Below are 20,267 nucleotides of genomic sequence, written 5' to 3'. Positions count from 1 at the left end.
GGAGTTCGAACCTCGATGGTCGAACCGCGTGACAGGGGAAGCACCTGCGCCAACGGCGTCCCGCATCGTCCGTCGAGCGGCTCGAATCCCGTGTACCGGCTCAATTCTGGTAGACGACATCGAGTCCAGGCAAACGAATCTTCTTGAGTCGGTTTATCAAAATATTTGAAGCACCGCATCAGATAGTTTCGTTTGCTTTGACCATATCGGCTGGGTACTGTGATTTCGCGATACGACATACCCCTGCCGCAGCTCCGCACGAGAAAGGCCTGCACGCCTGTGCGTCTGCGAGCAAACGAATCCTGCCGTTCGCGTCCATACCCCATTGAATCCGATACGTCCGACATGACCTCATCTCACCTCATCCCTTCCGTTTCCAAGCAACCGGCGCCGAGCGACATCGAACAGAAAATTGCGGGCTGGGATTCCTGGCAATGCACCGACAGTACGTTTGCGCATCGATACGTTCCTGGCGCCACCTTCCTCGTCGTTCGCGGTCAGGCGAAACTGACCTTCAAGCACGGGCTCGAGCTCGACATCGCTCAAGGGGACCTCGTGACCATTGGCGAAGGCGCCGAAGCCGAATGGGTCATCTCCTCGCCCATCGAGACGCGGTACGCGTACCACGAGAGCGGTGGCGCTGCGGGAGCGTGATCATGAGCCAGGCATTGGAATTTGACTATGTGATTGGCGGAGCCGGTTCGGCAGGCTGCGTTCTTGCACGACGTCTCGCTGACGCAGGCAATCGAGTCCTGCTGATAGAGGCCGGTCCCAAAGACAACGCGTGGGTCATCCGTATGCCTGCCGGCCTTCGTTCGATTTTCAAGCCTTCCTCGAAGTACAACTACTGGTTCGAGACGGAGCCGCAGCGCAACCTCGGCAATCGGCGCATTCAACAGCCGCGCGGCCGTGTCCTCGGAGGCTCCTCCTCGATCAACGGCATGACTTGGCTGCGCGGTCACCCGCTCGACTACGACCGCTGGGCGCAGGAAGGCGCGACCGGCTGGGACTGGCAAAACTGCCTGCCGTACTTCCGGAAGATCGAGCGCAGCGACGTCAGGAGTGCCTACCGCGGCACCGACGGATTCATCCATGCTCAACGTCAGGAAAGCCTCTCCCCGCTGAACCAGGCGTTTCTCGACGCCGGCGTCGAAGCCGGATTCCCGCTGACAGGCGATGTCAACGGCTACCAGCAGGAAGGCGTCTCGCGCTTCGAGATGAGCGTCGACCATGGGATCCGCAATAGTGCTTCGTATGGCTATCTGCACTCGCGTCAGGACGATGGCAACCTCACCATCTGGACGCGAAGCACGCTGCGAAAAATCAACATGATCGGGAACCGGGCGACGGGTTTCCAGGTGTTGCATGAAGGTTCGATCGTCGACGTACTCGCTCGCAAGGAGACGCTGCTCTGCAGCGGGGTGTTCGGTTCTCCTCAACTGCTGATGCTTTCCGGCATCGGACCGGGCGCACATCTGAAGGAGAAAGGCATCGACGTACGAGTTGATTTGCCCGGCGTTGGCCAGAACCTGCAAGACCACCTCGAATGCCACATTCAGATCGAGACCAAGGAGCCCGTCTCGTTGAATCGCGAGCTTCGACTGCACCGGATGCTGCTCGCCGGCGTGCAATGGTTCGGTTTCAAGTCCGGCATCGCTTCTGTCAATCAATGCCATGTTGGTGCCTTCCTGAAGAGCGCCGACTACATCACGCATCCGGACATCCAGTTCCACTTCTTCCCGGTGTTCTTCGACAAGAACTGGATTCCGACTCGGCAGACCAACGGCTATCGAATCGGCGTCGGTCCGATGCGGCCGACCAGCCGCGGCCAGGTGAGACTGAAGTCGAACGTGGCGGAAGAGGCCCTCTCCATCGACCCCAACTACATGGATACCGAAGAGGACTGGCGCGTCATGCGCGAGGCAATGCGCCTGGGCCTGCTGTTCTCGAAGCAGCCCGCCTTCAGCCGGTATCACTTCCGCGAGGACATGCCCGGTATCGACGTCAGCGCCACCGAGGCGCTGGACGAGTTCATCCGGATGGACGCGTCCAGCGCGTACCACCCGTGCGGCACCTGCAAGATCGGCCCGAAGAAAGACCGGCTGGCAGTCAGCGGAACAGACCTGAAGGTTCATGGCGTCGAACGGCTTCGCGTCATCGATGCGTCGGTCATGCCCTCGGTGCCCAGTGCAAACATCAATGCCGCCACGATCATGCTGGCAGAGCGCGCGAGTGACATCGTGCTCGGAAAGCCGGTGCTGCGGGGTGATTCCCTGAAGTTTGTTGCATGACCTGAAGCGCGCCGCGGCCCGATTGGCCGCGCGACAACCCACGCAAAGCTTGGCCCCGAAACCTTCCAACAGGGAAACACCATGAAGATGTCCAGATTACTGAAATTCCTCTTGCCGGCCGCTGTCTTCCTCTCTGCGGCGGGTAATGCATATGCCGACGACAAGGCAATCACGATCGGCGTCAACAACTGGGCCGAGAACATCGCCGTCGCGAACATGTGGAAGATTCTCCTCGACGAGAAAGGCTACAACGTCAAGCTGCAGAGCGCCGACAAGGCCCTGCTCTATAACGGCGTCGCCAACGGGCAAATCGATATGACCTTCGAGGTCTGGCTCCCGACGCTCGACAAGCCGGCCTACGACAAGGTCAAGGAACGCGTTGCCCTCGTCGGTCCGTGGTTCAAGGAAGCCAACCTGGGCCTGGCCGTTCCCGACTATGTCAACGTCGACAGTATCGAGCAGCTCAACGCGAACAAAACCCTGTTCGCGTCGAACGGCCGCCCGAAGATTGTCGGCATCGATTCCGGCAGCAGCCTGATGCGCGAAACCGAGACTGCGAAGAACAGCTACAAGCTGGATTGGGATGTGCAGCCGTCGTCCGAGTCGGCGATGATCCTGTCGCTGGAACGCGCCGAGAGCCGCAAGGAACCGATCGTCGTCACGCTGTGGAAGCCACACTGGATCTGGTCGAAGTACAAGTTGAAGTACCTCAAGGACCCGAAAGGCGAGTTCGGTTCGACCGATTCCATCTACGGCATCGAAACCCTGGCATTCAAGAAGCAACATCCGGACGTCGAGCGGTGGCTCCAGAAATGGAAGATGGACGACAACTCGCTTGGCAGCCTGATGTCCGAAATCAACAAGCAAGGTGCGACCACGCCTGAGAAGGGCACCAGGATCTGGATCGATGCCCATCGCTCCCTCGTGCAGCAGTGGATGCAGTAAGCGTCGGCAAGGCGTTCGGTACGCCGCTGGCGACAGGCACTCGCCAGCGGCGTGATTGCCGCACTGATTACCGCAGCAAATCGCATGGGCACCCGGAATTTGCATCCTCACATCGCCGACCGGATAATCATGCAACGACATGGACGTGCGGCGAGCGGAGTCAGGTAATGCGACGAGGAAAGCTGGACCTTAATGTACTTGAGACATTCGCCACGGTCTGTCTCTCCGGCAGCCTCAAGAGCGCGGCCGAGCACCTGTACCTCACGCAGTCTGCGGTCAGCATGCAGATCAAACGCCTTGAAGAGTGCGTGCAACAGCGGCTGCTCGAGAGGAACAACCAGAGTCTTCGTGTGACACCGGCGGGCGAGAAGATGCTGGCCCATGCCCGCGCCATGCTTCGTCTCGAAAGCGCGGCACTGAATGAATTCCTGCGTGAGCCGATTGCCGGCGAGATCCGCATCGGCGTGCCGGCCGACTATGCTCCCGCCCTTCTGTCATCCGCGCTGCCCTATCTGCACGACAACTTCCCCGCGGTGGTCCCTTCGGTGGAATGCGACCTGAGCAGGAAGCTGCGACGGAAGATCGAGAGCAATGAACTGGACCTGGCGATTCTCACGCAGGATGTGGATATCGATTCCGGCCTGCCCCTGTGGGAAGAGAAACTGGTCTGGGCCGAGCCGGTGGGAAGCGAGAGGCGTGCGGACAGCTACACGGCAGTCGGTCTGCTCGACGTCGATTGCGTATTGCGCGACATGACGTTGCGCCTTGCAGCCCAACAGGCCCCCTTTCACCGGATCGCGTTTCGCTCCAACGCGCTATATAGCATTACAGCGGCAGTCGAAAACGGCTTCTGCGCGGCGTTGCTTCCGCAGAGCTCGCTCAGCCCATCGTCGCTCACGTCGAGCAAGCTCAAGGTCACCCCGATCAACGACCAGCTCATGATCCGGCTAGCCATCGCACCCGAGAAGAAGCCCGGGCTGGATTCGATTGCCGAGTTTCTTCAAACCCAATTGCTTCTTTCGGCTCGACGGGCCGAAGCTGCGTCGTAGTCGCGTGTCATTCCCGGATTCGGTTTTCCGCCTGCCGGCTACTTGACTTTGGAAATCAAGTTCCAGGAAAAGGATGCTCGACGGTCGCCGGGGCGCGGCTCTCGCCACAGCGCCCGGCTTCCCGCTTGTCGAAAGTCGAAGCGATCAGAAGAACCCGAGCGCCTCGGCCTGATAGCTGACCAGCAGGCACTTCGTCTGCTGATAGTTCGACAGCGCCATCTTGTGCGTCTCGCGACCGATGCCCGACTGCTTGTAGCCGCCGAACGCCGCGTGCGCCGGATACAGGTGGTAGCAGTTGGTCCACACGCGGCCGGCCTCGACCTCGCGGCCCATCTGGTACGCACGCGTGCCGTTGCGCGTCCACACGCCCGCGCCGAGCCCGTAGAACGTGTCGTTCGCGAGTTCGATCGCTTCCTGCTCGTCCTTGAACGTCATCACCGACGCGACCGGCCCGAAGATCTCTTCCTGGAACACACGCATCTTGTTGTTGCCGAGCAGCATCGTCGGCTTCACGTAATAGCCCGTGCCGAGGTCGGCCGCCGGTGCCGTGCGCTCGCCGCCCGTCAGGCATTGCGCGCCTTCGTCGCGGCCGATATCGATGTACGACAGGATCTTGTCGAGCTGCTGCTGCGACGCCTGCGCGCCGATCATCGTCTGCAGGTCGAGCGGGTGGCCGGCCTTGATGCGCTCGACGCGCGCGACGGCCTTCTCGATGAAGCGGTCGTAGATCGATTCCTGGATCAGGATCCGCGACGGGCACGTGCACACCTCGCCCTGGTTCAGCGCGAACATCGCGAGGCCTTCGAGCGCCTTGTCGAGGAACGCGTCGTCCTGGTCGAGCACGTCCGCGAAGAAGATGTTCGGGCTCTTGCCGCCCAGTTCGACCGTCGACGGAATCAGGTTGTCGGCAGCAGCATGCAGAATGCGTTTCCCGACCGGCGTGGAACCGGTGAACGCGATCTTCGCGATCCGCTTGCTGGTCGCGAGCCATTCGCCCGCTTCCTTGCCGAAGCCGTTCACGATGTTGATCGTGCCGGCCGGGAACAGGTCGCCGATCAGCTCCATCAGCACCAGCACCGATGCAGGCGTCTGCTCGGCAGGCTTCATCACGACGCAGCAGCCGGCCGCGAGCGCCGGCGCAAGCTTCCACGCCGCCATCAGCAGCGGGAAGTTCCACGGGATGATCTGGCCGACGACGCCGAGCGGCTCGTGGAAGTGATACGCGACGGTGTTGCCGTCGATCTCGGAAATGCCGCCTTCCTGCGCGCGGATGCAGCCCGCGAAATAGCGGAAGTGGTCGATTGCGAGCGGCAGGTCGGCCGCCATCGTCTCGCGCAGCGGCTTGCCGTTGTCGATCGTCTCGGCCACCGCGAGCAGCTTCAGGTTCTTTTCCATCCGGTCGGCGGCGGCGAGCAGCAAGTTCGCGCGCTCGGTGACCGACGTCTTCGCCCATTTGCGGCGCGCCTCGTGTGCGGCGTCAATCGCGAATTCCACATCCGCGCCGCTTGAACGCGGTACGCGACAAAATGCGTTGCCGTTGATCGGCGATACGTTGTCGAAATACTCGCCATTTATCGGTGGCACCCATCGCCCCCCGATGTAATTCTCGTACTGCTCGTGATACGGATATTCGACGTCGAGGCCCAGTTGCTTCAGATCGAAAGGATGCATCTCCTGTCTCCAATGTCTTGTCATGTCTTGCAGGTCGCTTCGACCCGACGAACCCCATTGCGAAGTTCGACCGGGTCGACACGTTCCTGAATGCGATGGCTGCTCCAGCGGCTACCGCGTTGCCATCCTCGCGATATCAGTGCATCCACTGCTGTACGAGCTGACGATTGGCGTCGATCCAGACTTTCGCTCCCTTCTCGGGCGTCGAGGCGCCCTCCTTGATGATTTCGGACATCAGGCTGCCGAGCGAGTTGTCGTCCATCTTCCATTGCTGCAGCCATTTCTCGACATCGGGGTGCTGCTTGGCGAATACCTGCGTCTCGATGCCGTAGATGGAATCGCTTGCGCCGAAAGTACCTTTCGGGTCCTTCAGGTACTTGAGTTTGTACTTCGACCAGATCCAGTGCGGTTTCCACAACGTCACGACGATCGGTTCCTTGCGCTGAATCGCACGCTCGAGCGAGAGGACCATCGCGGACTCGGACGAGGATTGAATACCGAAGTCGAGCCCATAGGTCGTCTTTGCTTTCTCGGTCAACTGCATGAGACTGCTGCCCGAGTCGATCCCGACGATCTTCGGTCCACCTCCCGTCGCGAAGAGGTTCTTGTTCTGGTTCAGTTGATCGATGCGATCGACCGGAACGTAGTCCGGCACGACGAGGCCCAGATTGGCTTCCTTGAACCACGGGCCGATCTTCACCACGTGGTCTTTGACCCTGTCGAATGCGGGTTTGTCTCCCGCAGGGAGCCAGACCTCAAACGTCAGGTCGATTTTCCCTTGCGCGACACTGTTGTACAAAAGTGCCTTGTCGGCGTTCTGCAATCGAACCTGATACCCCTTCTCCGCAAGGAGCAGCTTCCACATGTTGGCGACAGCGATGTTTTCCGCCCAGTTGTTCACGCCGATGGTGATCGACTTGTCATCCGCACGGGCCGATGCGCCCGCGATCAGCAGGACCATGGGCACGAGAAACTTGAGAAATCGAAGAATCCTGGTCATTTTCTGCAGTTCCATTTCAGGGTTGAGACGACGGCCGCATCGAACACGTCGATGCAGGCCGGTCATGCAAGGTCGCCGCGTCAGAACCTATGTCGGATGGCAGCCCGCACGACGAGTTGATTGCCGTTCGATGACACATTGCTCGCGCCCGGCACATACGCGACATCGAGCACGGATCCGGTCGCGTCGCCGCCGGCATGTTGATAGGCACCTTGCAGATAAAAGTCGGTGCGTTTCGACAGGCTGTAGTCGGCCATGAGCCCGACCGACTGGTAGTTCGGGTGACGCTTGCCGGTCGCCTGACTCAGCGTGGCGCGCGTGTAGGTGTACATCGCACCGGCATACAAGCCCGTCGTGAACTGGTACTTTGCGTTCACCTCGAAGTTTTGAAAACGAAGATTCGAGGCAGAGGCGCCAGCCGGCGTAATCGCTCCCACGTACACCGAACTGACCGGATTCGCTACGTCGCTGTTGGTATAGGCAAAGCCAACGGTCGCGGCAGAGAACGTGTAGTTCACACCGGCGCCGAAAACTCTCACGCGCGAACCGATGAAGTTCTGGTCGCCAGTGCTGATAGCCCCGCCGGCATTCGCCGATGGGTTGTTGGCCTGCAAGTACGCTGCGGCGACAAGCAGTCCGCCGTTCGCATATTGCGCGCCCACGCTGTACTGCCGGTTATTCGCAAAGCTCGTGTTGTTCGAAAAGCTGTAGGTGCCGCCAAACTGAAAACCGCCGAACGCAGGACTGGTGTACTTGACTGTGTTGTTGACGCGAAACGAATTGTCGGTGTTGTCGTTGTCGTACGGATGCGAGAAGAGATAACCCGCCCAGTTTCCGTTGGCTGTCGTCTGTGCAAGAAAGTCGACGAGCGCGTCATATTGCCGGCCTAACGTGACGGCACCATACGTCGGACTCGACAGTCCAACATAGGCTTGCCGACCGAACATGAGACCGCCCTGGCCCAGCCGACCATTGTTCACATCGAACCCGTTCTCGAGCGTAAACACGGCCTTGAGTCCGCCGCCGAGATCCTCCGATCCCTTCAATCCCCACCGGCTGCCTTGCGCATAACCGCTCTGCAACTCGTACGACTTGCTTCCTGCGACATTCGTCGTGTAGTTGAAACCTTCATCGACGATGCCGTAAAGCGTCACGGTCGACTGGGCGTAGACCGCCGATCCAATCGGTGCACATATCGCCAGCACCAACAGCTTCTTTTTCATTGACGTTTTCTCCTCACAAGTCATCGAAATTCACTTCTTGTAGTTCACGGCATCCCGTGTCGAAGCGGCGCAGTGCGACACGACTACTTCAGCAGCGCGTCCTCGAACGGGAACAGGGAAAGCAGTTGCGTGCCCGTCTCCGTGACGAGAAGCTGCTGCTCCAGCTTCACGCCTTCCTGCCCCCCTTCTTCGCCGATGTAGCTTTCGACACACAACGTCATCCCCGGCTGAATTTCACCGTCGTAGCCCGAAGCACCGAAGTCGGCATGGTGGTAGAGATACGGGTATTCGCCGGTCATGCCGCAGCCATGCGCCGACAGGTAATAGCGGTTCGCGTGATACCGGGCGGGAATGTTCCAGGCCTTGTCGCTGTACTCCTTGAGCGTCATGCCCGGCCGAATGACCTCGATGTTGTGGTGCACCTGCTCGTGAGCCAGCTTGTAAAGCGTGCGTTGGTTCTCGGTCGGTGCGTCCGGTCCGGCATGGAAGGTGCGCGAGAAGTCGGAGTAGTAGCCGTGACACCCGACGACATCGGTGTCCAATGCGATCAGCTGGTTCGCGCCAATGATGTGACTCGACGTTTCCTGGAACCACGGGTTGGTGCGACGGCCTGCGCTCAGAAGGCGCGTTTCCACGTAGTCGCCGTCCTGCGCGATCACCGACTGATGCAGAACCGACCACAATTCGTTTTCCGTCATGCCCGGCCGGATTGCATCGCGCAACTTGCCGACGGCCGTCTCGGTCGCGCGCAGCGACGCCACCACGCATTTGAGCTCTTCGGTCGACTTGATCGCGCGCGCCATCTCGATCGGTTCCTGCGCATCGACCAGACGCATGCCGCGGGCGGCGAGCGCGATAGCCGTCCCGGCGTTCATGCGCTCGATGCCGATGGTGGGATTGGGCCCGACCAGTTCGATCAGCGTTGCGGCCATCTCGGCTGCCCATGCGTGTTCGCGCTGCGCGATCGCGGGGCCGGCCGCGACGAAGCTCGCCGTCGACGACGGCCGCACTTCATCGATGGTTTCCAGTCCGGCGGCCAGGTGCTCGCAACCCGTGAATTCAAACAGAATCGTTCGTCGCTCCGTCACGACGAGATACCGCGACGGCGTATTGCGTGCGCAGAAGATCTGCATATTGCGAGCGCCAGTCGCGTACCGGATGTTGACCGGATCGCTGACGATCAACGCGGCAATGTCGCGCTTTCGCATCTCGGCCCGCACGCGTCCGAGGCGGTACGCGCGCACTGCCCGGAGGTCGATGTCGACGCCCGTCGACGATTGATCAAGCGCGTGGACATCCGAGAGGTCCGTGCGTTCGCGATGCCAGTCCAGCGTTGTCATGGAGGCTTTCCTCTGAGGAACAGATCACTGTGGGTTATGAAAATACATTCGCGCCGGCAGGCATTTTTTGTTGCCATGTCAGTTGTGGAGGACTTTACGAGTCGAGAATTTCGCTGTACATAGATGAAATCTCATCCACGTTGATAACCAATAGTTATGAAGAGTCTGCGTCATCGCCTTCCACCGCTGAGCAGCCTGATGTTTTTCGAGGCCGCGGCACGAACGCTGAACTTCACACGCGCCGCAGAGGAACTGCACGTCTCGCAGGCGGCGGTCAGCAAGCAGATCCGGCAGTTGGAAGAGGGATTGGGGGTTTCGCTTTTCGAGCGGGTGGGGCGCCGGGTTTACCTGTCTCCTCGCGGAGCGCAGCTTCACGACAAGGTCAGCGCGGCCTTCAATTACCTCGCTGATGCGGTGGACGAGTTGAGTGACAAGCGAATCGGCTCAGTCGTGACGCTGGCCAGCAACACGGCGATTTCGCACTTCTGGCTGAGCGAGGTCATGAAAGATTTCCGGGATTGCAACCCGACCTTCGCGGCAAGCATCCGGACGATTACGTCGGATCACACCGCCGATCTCTTTCACGACAGCGTTGACCTCGCCGTCGTGTATGACGCTGGCCATCGAATCGACTGGACGGGACAAATGCTGTTCGAAGAGGAAATATTTCCCGTGGCGAGCCCCGCTTACGTCGATCGTCATCCACTGAGCGGTGACGGGCCCGAGGCACTGCTATCCCAGGTTCTTCTCGAATACGAACGACTCGAACCGAACTGGATCAACTGGTCTGCATGGTTTGCTTCGCTCGGGGTCGAGCCCAAGCGCGTAAAGGCAACCGAGTACGGGAACAATTACATCGTTCTAGTGGATGCCGCCATTCGCGGGCGCGGCGTTACGCTTGGCACGCGATACCTGCTCGACAGCGAGATTCGCAGCGGAAGGCTGGCGCCTCTGTCTACGCTCAGCGTGCGCCCAGGCCGCGGGTATTTTCTTATGCGAAATAGTCTGCGTCCGATCCGACCGGAAGTCGAACAGTTGTATAACTGGATCGCAAGTTATCAGTTACGTGAAGAGCGGGCGACTCACGAAGGACGCACCGAAACGCGGGGAACATGATGTATGCGTTCACAACTACAGCCGACCCATGTTCAAGCTGACATCTCCCTGTTCCCGCATGAACACAATCCGGCCTGACGCCGCAGTGCCACCCTGTGCCGCGACGTCACCCGTGACCATCCTGCCGCCGATACCCCACAGGCGCCTTCCTCGGCCAGCTTGCAGTTATCGCGCGTGAGATGCACCGGATCGCAATACCCGAGCGCATGAGCCAGTTCCGCGAGATCGACCGGCTCGCCGCCGGCGCGCTTATCGGGGGTCTCATGCAGGCTATGTCGACAGATCAACCCTTCGGCGTCACGCCCACATAGCTGGAAAAGGGTTGCTGCAGCATGCGCTCCCTCAACCCCGCACGCTCGACATGTTCGCTTGCGGAGCCTCTTGACCGGCCAAAGCCCCGCCCAAGCAGCCCCCTACTTCGAAAAACTCAGCTTCTTCAACAGCACCGCACCACTCGCCGGACTCACGAGCGAAATGGATTCGACATCCAGGTACAACCTCGAAGTCCTCGTCGTGATGTCGGTCGGCTCGTCGTTGCTCGGTTCGGCGTGCTCGATGTGTTCGGTCAGGTATGGCCGCACCAGACGCCCGGAAAGCGCGAACGCGAACTCGCCATGCGTTTGCGCGTACGCAGCGGGTGACAGCCTCACGCGGCCGCGCACGGTGGACTTCCTGCCTTTTCCGGGATCGAGTTCGATGATGTCGATCTGCTGGATATAGCCTTTTGCCTTCGCCTCGGCTGCGATCACGAGCCCTCGCCCTCGCGGCCCGGTGATGACCTTTCTGAGCAGGATGCCTGTCCGGCCTTCGCCGTCGGCGTCGACCAGGTCGACGTTCACCTTCAACAGATGCTTCTGCGACTGATATCGCAGCCCGTACGACAGCGGCACCAGGAAAGTGACCTCACGATCCAGGTTGACCGCAGCCAGGTCGGCGTTCTGGCCATGCTTGTCGGCCACGCCGGGGATCAGGCGGCGGACGCGATCGCTCAGGGACGGGGACGCGCTTTTGACGTGCAGCTTCTCCAGTGCTTCCCGAATCGCAACCGGATCGTCGCCGACAATCGGCCGCGTGAGCGACCTGTTGGCCGAAACGGCAGGCGCGACGCTCGCCGTTTCGTTGACTTTGTCGGCCGCTGCGCGCGTCGCGACTGGGGCCAGCATGATCGCCACGGCGACGACGCACGCGACATTCAAACGGCCCAACATGGATTTCCGGTGAAACACGGCAAACTCCTGATTTTCTGGCGGATCGGTCGGCCATGAGATCGGCAGGATCCAATGATCGGCAACGTGCCAACCGTTCGAGTTCACCGATCGCTTGCGCGACACATCATAGGTTCATTGTCAGCTCGGCGGCAGGCCGGCGCGCCACACTATCGTATTGCCCAGACTACAACAATCCACGACAAGCGAGCAGCGGCGCGACGGGCGGGGGCAATGACATTCCGTTGCCCGTCGCGAAACCGCAACCGCAACCTCATTCCTGCCGATCCTCCCGCCTGTATTCCGCCGGCGCCTTCCCCACCAGCGTGCGGAAATCGCGCGTGAAATGCGCCTGATCGAAATACCCGAGCGCATGAGCCAGCTCCGCGAGATCGACCGGCTCGCCGCCGGCGAGCTTGTCGGCGGCCTCATGCAATCGGTATCGACAGATCACCCACTTCGGCGTCACACCCACATGGCTGGAGAAGAGCTGCTGAAGCGTGCGCTCGCTCAACCCCGCACGCTCGGCCAGATCCCGCACCTGCGTGAGCGCGAGGTCCTGCTGCAGCATCTGCAAAATGGCGTGAATGCGCTCGACTTGCGGATCGGGCGGCGGCAGCACGCGCAACAGCAGCGCCTCGGCGGCCGCCACCATCCCGGCATCATCCTCGGCGCCGAGCACGGCATTTTCGGCTTCCGCGTCGCCACAGTCGAGCAGCGTGGACACCGGCAGCACCTTGTCGGTCAGCAAATGCACGGGCTTGCCGAAGAACGCGCGAAACGCCCCCGGCCGAAAGCGCAAACCGATCACCCTCCCCGCTCCGGCCAGCGTCGTCTCGAACGCCCCCGACACCACACCGAAGATCCCCGTCTGCCGCCGATCGAACACCAGATTCACGCACGGATACGGCAGTGTGCGCTGCACGTACGGCGGCTGGTCGCGCAGATCCCATTCGACGATCCAGTGGTGATCCAGCACCCCGGCCAGTTCGGCACGCGGGTAGTAGCGATTCAGGCGGAAGCGCTGGTTGAATGCTTTCGGGCCGACGACACCCTTGGGCGTGTCGGTCACGTTACGCAAGTCGGCCATGGTGACGAACCGTTCGGGGGATTGCGTGATGATGCACTGCCGCAGCGGATTTTTCCAAGACGGCGGCACGCAACCGACCTACATTGGAATCCTTGTCCCGAACCCACACCGGAGCCCGCGATGCCGCAAGACCGTCACCTGACCCTGTTCCACTCCCCGCGCAGCCGCTCGGCCGGCGCCCGCATGCTGCTCGAGGAACTGGGCGCCGACTATGAACTGCACGCGTTCGATCTCTCCACCGGCAAACACCACGACCCCGATTACCTGGCCATCAATCCGATGGGCAAGGTTCCCGCACTGCGCCACGACGATGCGATCGTCACCGAGCAGGCTGCCGTCTACCTGTACGCGGCCGAACTGTATCCGGAAGCCGGCCTGTCGCCGGCGCCGGGTGATTCGCTGCGCGGACCGTATCTGCGCTGGATGGCGTTCTACGGTTCGTGCTTCGAGCCTGCCATCGTCGACCGGTCGATGAATCGCCCGCCCGCGGCCTACTCGACGTCGCCCTACGGCGACTTCGATACCGTCATCAACGCGATCGAAGCGCAACTGGCCAAGGGCCCGTACCTGCTGGGCGAGCGCTTTACGGCGGTCGATGTGCTGTGGGGCTCGGCGCTGAACTGGACCACGATGTTCAAGCTGGTGCCCGAGACGCCGCGCATTCGCGCCTACATCGATCGCATCCTCGCCCGACCGGCCATCCAGCGCGCACAGGCCGCAGATGCGGCGCTGGCGGCGGAACAGGACAAAGCCAAGGAGGCAGCCGCAGCGGCGAGATAGTCCGGTGCCGGGCGGACCTTGATGCACGTTCCGCCCGGACGCCGGCAAACCCGCCAGCCGTCCGCCTTCAAAACATCGTATGCAACCCGATCCGCGCGATCGCCTGGCTCGCTGAACTCGACGCCCCGTTCGGGTCGAGCACACCGTTGATCTGCGCGTTCGCGCCGCTGTTCGCGCGTTGATAATCCGCGGACACATAAACCATCGTCCGCTTCGTCAACAGGTATTGAAGTGCGACGCTGACCTGATGCGCATGGTTGTCGTTCACGGCTTCGTTGCCCTTCATGTACATGTACTTCGCGCCGAGAAAGACGTCCGGCCTGATGCGCCACACGCCGCCGGCTTCGGCCATCCACACGCTGGCGTCGTTGAACGAATTGCGCACGGTGGTCAGCAACGCCTTTGCCGTCACCGCACCGAAGTCATAGTGCATCCCGACGCCCCAGTTGCGCACACTGGTCGACGGTGTACCGGGCGCCGGGCCATACTTCTCGTTCGTATAGGCCGCGCCGATACCGAACGCCCCGGCGTCGTAGTTCAATCCGGCGCTCACGGTATTGTCCGCGCCGACCGAACCGGCCACGCCGCCGAACGCATACATCACGCCCCCGGAGAAGCCCGCAATCGTCGGCGAAGTGTATTTGACCGAATTCGCCACGGGCTTGCTGCCCGCCGTTCGATCCCAGTCGAATGCGCCGGTCGGATTATTCGGCAGCGCAAGACGCTGGAACGGGCCGTTCCTGAACCCGTACAGCCCGGTAATATCCATCGAAATCGCATTCCCCTTCGCAAACAGGGAATCGACCATGAAGTCGTACTGGTTCCCGAGCGTGATGTTGCCGAAGCGGTCGCTCTCGATACCCACGTATGCATTGCGGCCGAAAATCCCGGTGCCGACGATGCTGCCGTTCGCCATCGAAAACTGGTTCACGAGCGCGAACGTCGCGCGATATCCGCCGCCGAGATCCTCCGTGCCGCGCAAACCGAACAGGTTCGGCGTGAAGATGCCGTCGTCGAACTTGACGTTCTTTCCTCCGCCTTCGTTGCTGACATACGAGATGCCGCTGTCGATCAGACCGAACAGGGTCACGCTGCTCTGCGCGTATGCGCCCTGTGCGATGGCAAGCATCGCGATTGCTCCAAACCTCAGTTTCATTGTGTCTCCGTCTTTTTTCTGTCAATGCGAACCGGCCGCCCACTGTCTCGCAGGTACTCGACCGCTGCTTCGTGAAACAACGACTTCCCCAGCCCGGCTTCGCCTTCATCCGGGTCGGAAAAATTTCATTTAGCTTTACTGATTGAATGGAATGGATGAAATCCAGAATATTCCCAATTTCATCCAACCCGAAGCGATTGCCCGATTACTCGAATGCCTTTGGGCAATCCCGCTTTCCGGCTCACGCGCCCCGACAGATCACCCACGCCGCCGAATCGACCTCGACGGCCACGGCTTCCAGTCCGGCGCCCGAACACGGACCGTCGATACACACGCCATCGTCGAACCGGAACAGCGCGCTGTGATGCGCACACATCAGCACCTGAGACCGATAGCAGGAAACGTTGCCCGGCACGAAATCGAGCGGAACCGAGAAATGCGGGCACCGGTTCACGTACGCCCACACCTGCTCCCCGCGTCGAACGACGACGACGGGACGCCCGATACACGCTTCATCGACGACCCGTGCCCCGCCGTCGGGCACATCGGAGAAGCGACAGAGTTGCGCGCCCCCCATGACTCACACTCTCCGCTCGGGGTTTCCAAGGCTCCAGTCCCACGGACGAACCTCGACCCGCGAGAACAGCCCTTCCTTCACATACGGATCGTTGCCGACGAACTGCATCACCGCATCGATGTCGTCCGCCTCGACGACGAGCAGCGTGCCGTTCATCGCATCGCCCTGCGGATCGAGCGTCGGCCCGCCGAGCCGCACATACACGCCGTGCTGCGCGGCGGAACGCAGGTAGGTCCGATGCGTGGATCGCATGCGGTCGCGCACCTCGCGCATCCCGGGCTGGTCCGTCGCAAACACCGCAAAGAATCGCGCCATGTCGATCAGCTCCGGTCGAGCACGAAGTCATACGTCGCTTCGCGGTACGCGCCGCTCAAGCCGAACCGGCGCGCAAGTTCATCATCGGCCGCACGCGGCTGATACGCGACCATCAACGACGGCTTCACGCCGAAGACGGCATCCGACTTCAGGTACGCGTCCTCCTCGTCGAACAGATGCGTGACGAGCTTGCGGTAGCCCGGCGCGTCGATCATGAAGTGCAGGTGCGCGGGCCGCCACGGATGGCGTCCGGTGGCATCGAGCATCTTCCCGACCGGGCCGTCGGTCGGAATCGGATAGCTGACCGGCAGAATCGTCGTGATCGCATACCGGCCTTCGGCATCGGTCCGGTAGCGGCCGCGCAGATTGCCGTGCGGCTGTTCCTTGTCCTGACCGGAATACATGCCGTTGTCCGCGGTCTGCCACACGTCGAGCACGGCGCCCCGCACCGGCGTGTCGTCGGTGGCGAGCACGCGGCCATGCACGACGACCGGCGTGCCGGGCGTGAACGCCATGTTCTCGCCATACGCGCGGTCGGGCATGCCCTCGATGTAGAACGGCCCGAACACGGTCGTTTCCGTCGCGCCTGTGGCGAAGCGATGGTTGATCGCATCGACCAGCATCGACACGCCCAGCGTGTCCGACAACAGGATGAACTCCTGGCGCACGACGTCGTCGCACATCTGCCCGGTTTCGGTCAGGAAGCGGATCGCGGCCATCCACTCGGCCTCGGTCAACTCCGTTTCGCGGACAAACGCATGCAGATGCCGCACGAGGCTCTGCATCAGCATGCGCAAGCGCGGATTCGGCGTACCGTCGAAGCTGGCGACGACCTGCTCGGTCAGCCGGGTGTCGCCGTCATGATGATCATTCGTCACGTTCGTCTCCTTGGATGCGGCCGGCCGCTCACTGCGGCTCGTGCCCTTCCCACGCATGCTGAAGCAATTCACGAATCGGTGCGCGTTCGATCGGCCGCGGATTCGCGTAGGGATTGCGGCATGCGAGGTCGGCGGCTTCGTCGAGGCCCGCTTCCGGCATCCCGATGTCGGCAAGCGCCGCCGACAGGCCGAGCCGCCGATTCAATTCGAACAACAACGGGCCGGCGTCGGCTGCGTCGGTGCCGCCCAGCGCCCGCGCGACACGGCGCAGCGCGTCGGGGGCCGCGGCGTGGTTGTAGTGCGCGGTATGCGGCAACATCGCGGCGTGCGTCTGCGCGTGCGGCAGGTTGAACGTGCCGCCGAGCGTATGACAGAGCTTGTGGTGCAACGCCATGCCGACCGCGCCGAGACACGTGCCGGCAAGCCATGCGCCGTACAACGCGCGGCTGCGCATCTCGCGGTCGTCCGGCGCACGCACGATCGCGGGCAGCGCCTCGCCGAGCGCCCGGATCGACTCCTCCGCCATCAAGCTGATCACCGGGTTCGCATCTTCCGCATAGAGCGCTTCGACCGCATGCGCCATCGCATTGACACCGGAAGCCGCGGAAATCCCCGGCGGCAGCGACAACGTCAGCGACGGGTCGTAGAGCACCGTCCGCGGCAGCACGCGCATATCGCGCCCGGTACGCTTCAGCCGGCCTTCCGTGAGCCCGAAGATCGGCGTCATCTCCGAGCCCGCGTAGGTCGTCGGCACGGCGAGGATCGGCAGCGACGATTCGAGCGCGATCGCCTTGCCGAGCCCGATCGTCGAGCCGCCGCCGATCGCGATGCAGCAGTCCGCACCCAGCTCGGCCGCCATCTCGCGCGCGGCGCGCGCAACTTCGACCGGCACGTGCATCACGGCCTGCGCGCATACGCCGGCCGCACGCTCGCCGAGCACGTCCCTGACCCGTTCGGCGAGCGGCTGCTGCTCGGGCGTCGACAGAATCAGCGCCCGCTGCGCACCGAGCACGGACAGCTCGTTCGGCAGCCGCTCGAGCGCGCCCCATTCGAACACGACGCGCGACGGCGTTCCCTGATAGACGAAGCGCTCCATCTCGGCCTCAGCGCTTGAAGTGCGGCGGCACCTTGCCGTCGACGTTGACCCATACCGAGCGCGCTTCCGTGTAGTCGTGCATCGCCTCGAAGCCCATCTCGCGGCCATAGCCCGACTTCCCGATGCCGCCGAACGGGCTGCCCGGATTCACGCGCTTGTAGCAGTTGATCCAGCACATGCCCGCGTCGATCTGCGACGCCATCTTGTGTGCACGGGACAGATCGTTGGTCCAGAGGCCGCTGCCGAGCCCGTATTCGGTCGCGTTGGCGATCGACCGTGCTTGCTCGTCGCTGCCGAAGCGCAGCACGGTGACGAACGGGCCGAACACTTCCTCCTGGGCGACGCGATCCGTCGCGCTCCTGGCTTCGATCACGGTCGGGCGCACGTAGTAGCCGTTGGCAAGCGCCGCATCCTGCGGCGCGCTGCCGCCGGCCAGCACACGGCCGCCCTGGTCGCGCGCGACGTCGACGAACGACAGCACGCGGTCGAGGTGCTGCTTCGATGTGAGCGGCCCCATCTCGGTGTTCGGGTCCAGCGGATTGCCGACGCGGATCGACGAGGCCAGCGACACGAAGCGCTCGAGGAATTCGTCGGCGATGCGTTCGTGCAGCACGAGACGCGAACCCGCGATGCACGCCTGCCCCTGGTTGTGGAAAATCGCCCAGGCGGCGCCGTTGATCGCGGCATCGAGGTTCGCGTCGTCGAACACGATGTTCGCGCCCTTGCCGCCCAGTTCCAGTTGCACGCGCTTCAGGTTGCCCTGCGATGCCTCGACGATGCGGCGGCCCGTCGCGGTCGAACCGGTGAACGCGATCTTGCCGACACCGGGATGTTCGGCGAGCCGCTGGCCGGCCGTATGCCCGTAGCCGGGAACGATATTGACGACACCGGCCGGGAACCCGACCTCGGCCATCAGTTCGACGATACGCAGCGTCGACAGCGGCGTGATTTCCGACGGCTTGAGCACGACCGTGTTGCCCGCGGCCAGCGCGGGGCCCATCTTCCAGCTCGTGAACATCAGCGGGAAATTCCACGGCACGATCTGCCCGACGACGCCGATCGGCGCGCGCTGCACGTAGTTCAGGAAGCCCGTTTCGACGGGAATCACCGAGCCCTGCAGCTTGTCGGCCATCCCGCCGAAGTAGCGGAAGCAGCCGGCCGTGCGCGGCACGTCGAGCGCGCGCGAATCGCGGATCGGGTGGCCGGTGTCCAGCGATTCGAGTTGCGCGAGCTCCTCCGCGTTGGCTTCGATCGCATCAGCCAGACGCAGCAGCAGCCGGCCGCGTTCGGCTGCCGGCATGGCCGACCACTTCGGGAACGCACGGGTAGCGGCTTCGACCGCCAGATCCACGTCCGCCGCGGTGGCGGCGGCGATCTTCGTGATCAGCGAGCCGTCGTGCGGATTGAGCACGTCGATCGTGCCGCGGTCGACGGCGTCAACGAAGCGCCCGTCGATGAAGAGTTGGGTTTGCATGAATCGTCCTCGATGATGTGCTTGTGTGCGCATGCGCTGCTTAGAACTCGATCGGATACGGCGCAAGCTCGCCGCTCTCGTAGCGTTGCGGAAGGTCCGGCGTCGCGTTTTCCCAGACGAGCAGCATCGAACGCTTCGTCGAGTAGCCCTGGTGCCGGATGTCGGCGGGCATCGCGCAGATGTCGCCGGCCCGCATCGTGATGCGCGCACGCGGCGCACCGGTGTTCTTGTCGCCGATGTCCCACACGATTTCGTCGGACAGTTGCAGGAACCATTCGACGCGGTCGTTGCCGTGGAACACCGGCAGGATGAATTCCTCGGTGGTCGGGCAGAACAGGCTGCGCCCGCACACGGACGTGACCGACGGATTCCACGTCACGTCCGAGCGCGACAGGTACTTGAACAGGTTGAACGCATGCAGCTCGCCTTCGAAACCCGGCTTCACATGCACTTCCGGCTCGTCCTGGCCGACGTCGAGGAACGCGCGGTTCACCGGCAGCTCGTCGCGCAGCGGCGAGTCGCCTTCGAGGCCCGGCATGCGGCGCGTCGCGATGCGCGTGCGCTCGATCGCCGCGCCGTTCTCGCCATGCTTGCGACCGAATGCGGTGCCGGTTTCCTCGGGCGCCGCGAACGGATCGAAGCCTTCGTTGGTCCAGTCGTGCAGCATCGCCTTGAAGGTCGCCATGATCGTCGGCGTTTCGAACGTCTCGGTGTAGTCGACGCCGGCTTCCTTCAGGATTCCGTTGAACGTGCCCGCATAGACGTCGACCTTGCCGTAGTGATTGCGCGTGCCGAACACGTGATCGAAGTTCACCCAGCCGTAGAAGAAGCCCCACGCAACGTCGCGCATCATCGCGCGCAGGAACGCGTCCGCGGGCATCGCATGCGTGCGCGTCTGGCCTTTCGCCGGCCAGCTGATCTTCACGAAGTATTCGTCGCGCTGGAACGCGAACGCGCCGAGCTGGAAGCGGCGGTAGCCGGTGACGGCATCGGCTTGCGTGGCTTGCACCAGATCGGCGGCAAAGCCTGCGGAAAGGTCGAGGGTCTCGAGGGTGGCCATA

General features: G+C 62.4%; 19 protein-coding genes. 6 read left to right on the top strand and 13 right to left on the bottom strand.

The window, feature by feature from the left end; translation table 11 throughout:
* Positions 1-345: 345 nt before the first annotated feature.
* From AC1Z3W_RS03275 to AC1Z3W_RS03260, 4 genes are all read left to right on the top strand, one after another.
* Entirely contained in the window at positions 346-654 is a 309-nt protein-coding gene (locus tag AC1Z3W_RS03275; protein WP_057925957.1) for a cupin domain-containing protein, read from the top strand.
* Positions 655-656: 2 nt separating this feature from the next.
* Positions 657-2,291: a choline dehydrogenase gene (locus AC1Z3W_RS03270; protein WP_483506995.1), complete on the top strand. Its 1,635-nt coding sequence runs from the start codon at positions 657-659 to the stop codon at positions 2,289-2,291.
* 81 nt (positions 2,292-2,372) lie between these two features.
* The gene (locus tag AC1Z3W_RS03265) at positions 2,373-3,236 is read left to right on the top strand and encodes a glycine betaine ABC transporter substrate-binding protein (protein WP_483506993.1); all 864 of its coding nucleotides are present in this window, start codon (positions 2,373-2,375) and stop codon (positions 3,234-3,236) included.
* A gap of 167 nt (positions 3,237-3,403) precedes the next feature.
* Entirely contained in the window at positions 3,404-4,285 is an 882-nt protein-coding gene (locus tag AC1Z3W_RS03260; protein ID WP_124835480.1) for a LysR family transcriptional regulator, read from the top strand.
* Between the two features lie 144 nt (positions 4,286-4,429).
* Here AC1Z3W_RS03260 and AC1Z3W_RS03255 read toward each other — a convergent pair whose 3' ends face one another.
* From AC1Z3W_RS03255 to AC1Z3W_RS03240, 4 genes are all read right to left on the bottom strand, one after another.
* Positions 4,430-5,956, bottom strand: coding sequence for an aldehyde dehydrogenase family protein (locus AC1Z3W_RS03255; protein ID WP_483506990.1), 1,527 nt, complete (start codon positions 5,954-5,956; stop codon positions 4,430-4,432).
* Between the two features lie 136 nt (positions 5,957-6,092).
* Entirely contained in the window at positions 6,093-7,022 is a 930-nt protein-coding gene (locus tag AC1Z3W_RS03250; RefSeq protein WP_242431810.1) for a glycine betaine ABC transporter substrate-binding protein, read from the bottom strand.
* 14 nt (positions 7,023-7,036) lie between these two features.
* Complete coding sequence (locus AC1Z3W_RS03245) at positions 7,037-8,179, bottom strand: porin (protein WP_483506988.1); 1,143 nt, start codon at positions 8,177-8,179, stop codon at positions 7,037-7,039.
* An 83-nt stretch (positions 8,180-8,262) separates the two neighbouring features.
* Positions 8,263-9,519, bottom strand: coding sequence for a M24 family metallopeptidase (locus tag AC1Z3W_RS03240; RefSeq protein WP_057926411.1), 1,257 nt, complete (start codon positions 9,517-9,519; stop codon positions 8,263-8,265).
* A gap of 156 nt (positions 9,520-9,675) precedes the next feature.
* Here AC1Z3W_RS03240 and AC1Z3W_RS03235 point away from each other — a divergent pair, with 156 nt between their 5' ends.
* Complete coding sequence (locus AC1Z3W_RS03235; RefSeq protein ID WP_124835671.1) at positions 9,676-10,635, top strand: LysR family transcriptional regulator; 960 nt, start codon at positions 9,676-9,678, stop codon at positions 10,633-10,635.
* A gap of 413 nt (positions 10,636-11,048) precedes the next feature.
* On the opposite strand, the gene AC1Z3W_RS03230 is transcribed toward AC1Z3W_RS03235, so the two are convergent.
* Positions 11,049-11,861: a hypothetical protein gene (locus tag AC1Z3W_RS03230; protein WP_057926460.1), complete on the bottom strand. Its 813-nt coding sequence runs from the start codon at positions 11,859-11,861 to the stop codon at positions 11,049-11,051.
* Between the two features lie 253 nt (positions 11,862-12,114).
* On the bottom strand, positions 12,115-12,930 hold the full coding sequence (locus AC1Z3W_RS03225) for a helix-turn-helix domain-containing protein (RefSeq protein ID WP_124835672.1): 816 nt from the start codon (positions 12,928-12,930) through the stop codon (positions 12,115-12,117).
* A 120-nt stretch (positions 12,931-13,050) separates the two neighbouring features.
* Between AC1Z3W_RS03225 and AC1Z3W_RS03220 the strand changes: the two genes are divergently transcribed.
* Positions 13,051-13,710, top strand: coding sequence for a glutathione S-transferase family protein (locus tag AC1Z3W_RS03220; RefSeq protein WP_057926408.1), 660 nt, complete (start codon positions 13,051-13,053; stop codon positions 13,708-13,710).
* Positions 13,711-13,777: 67 nt separating this feature from the next.
* On the opposite strand, the gene AC1Z3W_RS03215 is transcribed toward AC1Z3W_RS03220, so the two are convergent.
* The 7 genes from AC1Z3W_RS03215 to AC1Z3W_RS03185 all read right to left on the bottom strand — a co-directional run bounded on the left by AC1Z3W_RS03215 (position 13,778) and on the right by AC1Z3W_RS03185 (position 20,266).
* A complete protein-coding gene (locus tag AC1Z3W_RS03215; RefSeq protein ID WP_124835673.1) occupies positions 13,778-14,866 on the bottom strand; it encodes a porin in 1,089 nt (362 codons plus the stop codon).
* Between the two features lie 241 nt (positions 14,867-15,107).
* Positions 15,108-15,443 carry a Rieske (2Fe-2S) protein gene (locus AC1Z3W_RS03210; protein ID WP_483506984.1) on the bottom strand — a complete coding sequence of 112 codons (336 nt, stop codon included), beginning with the start codon at positions 15,441-15,443 and terminating at the stop codon, positions 15,108-15,110.
* 3 nt (positions 15,444-15,446) lie between these two features.
* Positions 15,447-15,758: a YciI family protein gene (locus AC1Z3W_RS03205; RefSeq protein WP_057926405.1), complete on the bottom strand. Its 312-nt coding sequence runs from the start codon at positions 15,756-15,758 to the stop codon at positions 15,447-15,449.
* 5 nt (positions 15,759-15,763) lie between these two features.
* On the bottom strand, positions 15,764-16,636 hold the full coding sequence (locus tag AC1Z3W_RS03200; protein WP_175825905.1) for an intradiol ring-cleavage dioxygenase: 873 nt from the start codon (positions 16,634-16,636) through the stop codon (positions 15,764-15,766).
* Between the two features lie 28 nt (positions 16,637-16,664).
* Positions 16,665-17,732, bottom strand: a complete 1,068-nt coding sequence (locus AC1Z3W_RS03195) for a maleylacetate reductase (protein ID WP_057926404.1) — start codon at positions 17,730-17,732, stop codon at positions 16,665-16,667.
* 7 nt (positions 17,733-17,739) lie between these two features.
* The gene (locus tag AC1Z3W_RS03190) at positions 17,740-19,206 is read right to left on the bottom strand and encodes an aldehyde dehydrogenase family protein (RefSeq protein ID WP_057926403.1); all 1,467 of its coding nucleotides are present in this window, start codon (positions 19,204-19,206) and stop codon (positions 17,740-17,742) included.
* A 40-nt stretch (positions 19,207-19,246) separates the two neighbouring features.
* Positions 19,247-20,266 carry a hypothetical protein gene (locus AC1Z3W_RS03185; RefSeq protein WP_057926402.1) on the bottom strand — a complete coding sequence of 340 codons (1,020 nt, stop codon included), beginning with the start codon at positions 20,264-20,266 and terminating at the stop codon, positions 19,247-19,249.
* Between the last annotated feature and the right edge of the window lies 1 nt (position 20,267).

It is taken from the genome of Burkholderia sp. 10_S31, from assembly GCF_056930375.1.
The sequence above is the reverse complement of the archived record's forward strand: the minus strand, read 5'-3'. Positions and strand labels throughout refer to the sequence as shown.

Excerpts from the sequence above, each read along its gene's own strand:
- AC1Z3W_RS03275 (WP_057925957.1), top strand. The coding sequence starts at position 346 with ATGACCTCATCTCACCTCATCCCTTCCGTTTCCAAGCAACCGGCGCCG.
- AC1Z3W_RS03270 (WP_483506995.1), top strand. The coding sequence starts at position 657 with ATGAGCCAGGCATTGGAATTTGACTATGTGATTGGCGGAGCCGGTTCG.
- AC1Z3W_RS03265 (WP_483506993.1), top strand. The coding sequence starts at position 2,373 with ATGAAGATGTCCAGATTACTGAAATTCCTCTTGCCGGCCGCTGTCTTC.
- AC1Z3W_RS03260 (WP_124835480.1), top strand. The coding sequence starts at position 3,404 with ATGCGACGAGGAAAGCTGGACCTTAATGTACTTGAGACATTCGCCACG.
- AC1Z3W_RS03255 (WP_483506990.1), bottom strand. The coding sequence starts at position 5,956 with ATGCATCCTTTCGATCTGAAGCAACTGGGCCTCGACGTCGAATATCCG.
- AC1Z3W_RS03250 (WP_242431810.1), bottom strand. The coding sequence starts at position 7,022 with ATGACCGGCCTGCATCGACGTGTTCGATGCGGCCGTCGTCTCAACCCT.
- AC1Z3W_RS03245 (WP_483506988.1), bottom strand. The coding sequence starts at position 8,179 with ATGAAAAAGAAGCTGTTGGTGCTGGCGATATGTGCACCGATTGGATCG.
- AC1Z3W_RS03240 (WP_057926411.1), bottom strand. The coding sequence starts at position 9,519 with ATGACAACGCTGGACTGGCATCGCGAACGCACGGACCTCTCGGATGTC.
- AC1Z3W_RS03235 (WP_124835671.1), top strand. The coding sequence starts at position 9,676 with ATGAAGAGTCTGCGTCATCGCCTTCCACCGCTGAGCAGCCTGATGTTT.
- AC1Z3W_RS03225 (WP_124835672.1), bottom strand. The coding sequence starts at position 12,930 with ATGGCCGACTTGCGTAACGTGACCGACACGCCCAAGGGTGTCGTCGGC.
- AC1Z3W_RS03220 (WP_057926408.1), top strand. The coding sequence starts at position 13,051 with ATGCCGCAAGACCGTCACCTGACCCTGTTCCACTCCCCGCGCAGCCGC.
- AC1Z3W_RS03215 (WP_124835673.1), bottom strand. The coding sequence starts at position 14,866 with ATGAAACTGAGGTTTGGAGCAATCGCGATGCTTGCCATCGCACAGGGC.
- AC1Z3W_RS03210 (WP_483506984.1), bottom strand. The coding sequence starts at position 15,443 with ATGGGGGGCGCGCAACTCTGTCGCTTCTCCGATGTGCCCGACGGCGGG.
- AC1Z3W_RS03205 (WP_057926405.1), bottom strand. The coding sequence starts at position 15,758 with ATGGCGCGATTCTTTGCGGTGTTTGCGACGGACCAGCCCGGGATGCGC.
- AC1Z3W_RS03195 (WP_057926404.1), bottom strand. The coding sequence starts at position 17,732 with ATGGAGCGCTTCGTCTATCAGGGAACGCCGTCGCGCGTCGTGTTCGAA.
- AC1Z3W_RS03190 (WP_057926403.1), bottom strand. The coding sequence starts at position 19,206 with ATGCAAACCCAACTCTTCATCGACGGGCGCTTCGTTGACGCCGTCGAC.
- AC1Z3W_RS03185 (WP_057926402.1), bottom strand. The coding sequence starts at position 20,266 with ATGGCCACCCTCGAGACCCTCGACCTTTCCGCAGGCTTTGCCGCCGAT.